This is a genomic window from Peribacillus sp. P4_C12 (assembly GCF_056402095.1).
Map to the genome: position 1 here is coordinate 1 of NZ_JBFUIB010000794.1, position 1,356 is coordinate 1,356.

Sequence of the window (1,356 nt, forward strand, 5' to 3'; positions counted from 1 at the left end):
CATATAAACCTTCATAAATCAACATTTTCAATTCCTCCTTTCAGTGGCAAATTATCCTTCTGGCTCGGATGGTTATTCACCCCTTATAATCTGTGATCGACTCTACTTGCTATAAGGTATCAACTTATTTTTCAAAAATAGATATCTTTTACTTACAATTATTTGAACGCTCGTAATTTAAGTGAAATTTGCTTCTCACTTATAATTGATGATGTTTTCAAACAGGAGAATGACTGCCCCTTAAAGGACGGTAAATAATATTCGTTCTGCTAATAACAACCAACTCTCCAGATTCATCTTTCATTTCTGTATCAAGTACCAAAAACTGCATAGGTCCTTTTCTGCCTTCACGTTCGTACACATCAGATACTTTCATCTGGCAATATAAGATATCCCCGGGTCGAATTGGACGATTATAAATAAACTCCTGTTCCCCATGCAGCATTCTTCTTTGATCGAGACCCAAGTCAAGGCTTTCTCCACTATCTTGTCCAATTGCTATAGGGAAGGTTGGTGGTGCAATAATGCCGCCATATGACGTTTTTGCAGCATACTCTTCATCCACGTATAAAGGATTTAGGTCGCCTATCGCTTCTGCGAATTGACGTATATGCCTTTTTTCGACTTCAAATATAAATTCAGATCCCGTTAAACCGTTTAAATTTTCCAAATCCATTTGCTTTCTACCCCCTAATGGTTGCTTTATCATCGACTTTGTTTCCTACTACAATCATGGCATCTGCCGCTTTGATCCCATTTTCATAAACTATTAAAGGATTAATATCCAACTCTTCGATGGAGTCTTTATAATCAGTAACCAGAGCAGAAACCTTTAATAACACATCAATGATGGCTTCAATATCAATAGAAGATTTTCCGCGCGTCCCTTTTAAAATGGCTTTTCCTTTAATATCTTCAATCATTTCAAGCGCATCTTTTCTCGTTAGAGGTGCTATTCTAAACGAAATATCTTTGTAAATCTCAACAAATATTCCGCCTAAACCAAACATAATAACTGGTCCAAATACAGGATCGTTACTCGCACCAACAATAACTTCAACTCCATCAGGTAACATTTCCTGAACAGAAATTCCATTGATTTTTGCATCTGGTTTATAATTTAGTGCATTACGTTTTATCTCATTAAATGCTTTCTTTACTTCTTGATCATCTTTTAGATTCAATCGAATGGCATCTGCCTCCGTTTTATGAGGAATATCTGGAGAATCAACCTTTAGCACTACCGGGTAACCGATTTTGTTTGCATGTTGGGAAGCTTTTTCTGCATTTTCAGCTATTACCCGCTTTGTTGTCGGAATCTGATAGCGTTCTAAAATATCACTTGCTTGAGATTCA

Annotated in this window: 2 protein-coding genes; both read right to left on the reverse strand. The window is 36.6% G+C overall.

Annotation, left to right across the window (positions count from 1 at the left end; genetic code table 11):
* Window positions 1-217 precede the first annotated feature (217 nt).
* Window positions 218-676 (reverse strand): MaoC family dehydratase N-terminal domain-containing protein, encoded by a 459-nt coding sequence (locus AC1DUW_RS29055; protein WP_116822223.1) that lies wholly within the window; start codon window positions 674-676, stop codon window positions 218-220.
* A gap of 7 nt (window positions 677-683) precedes the next feature.
* Window positions 684-1,356, reverse strand: a 673-nt coding sequence (locus AC1DUW_RS29060) for an acetate--CoA ligase family protein (RefSeq protein WP_477644217.1), incomplete at its 5' end; no start/stop codon positions are given.

Bases quoted from the DNA above. Each gene is read 5' to 3' on its own strand.
- AC1DUW_RS29055 (WP_116822223.1), bottom strand. From the start codon at position 676: ATGGATTTGGAAAATTTAAACGGTTTAACGGGATCTGAATTTATATTT.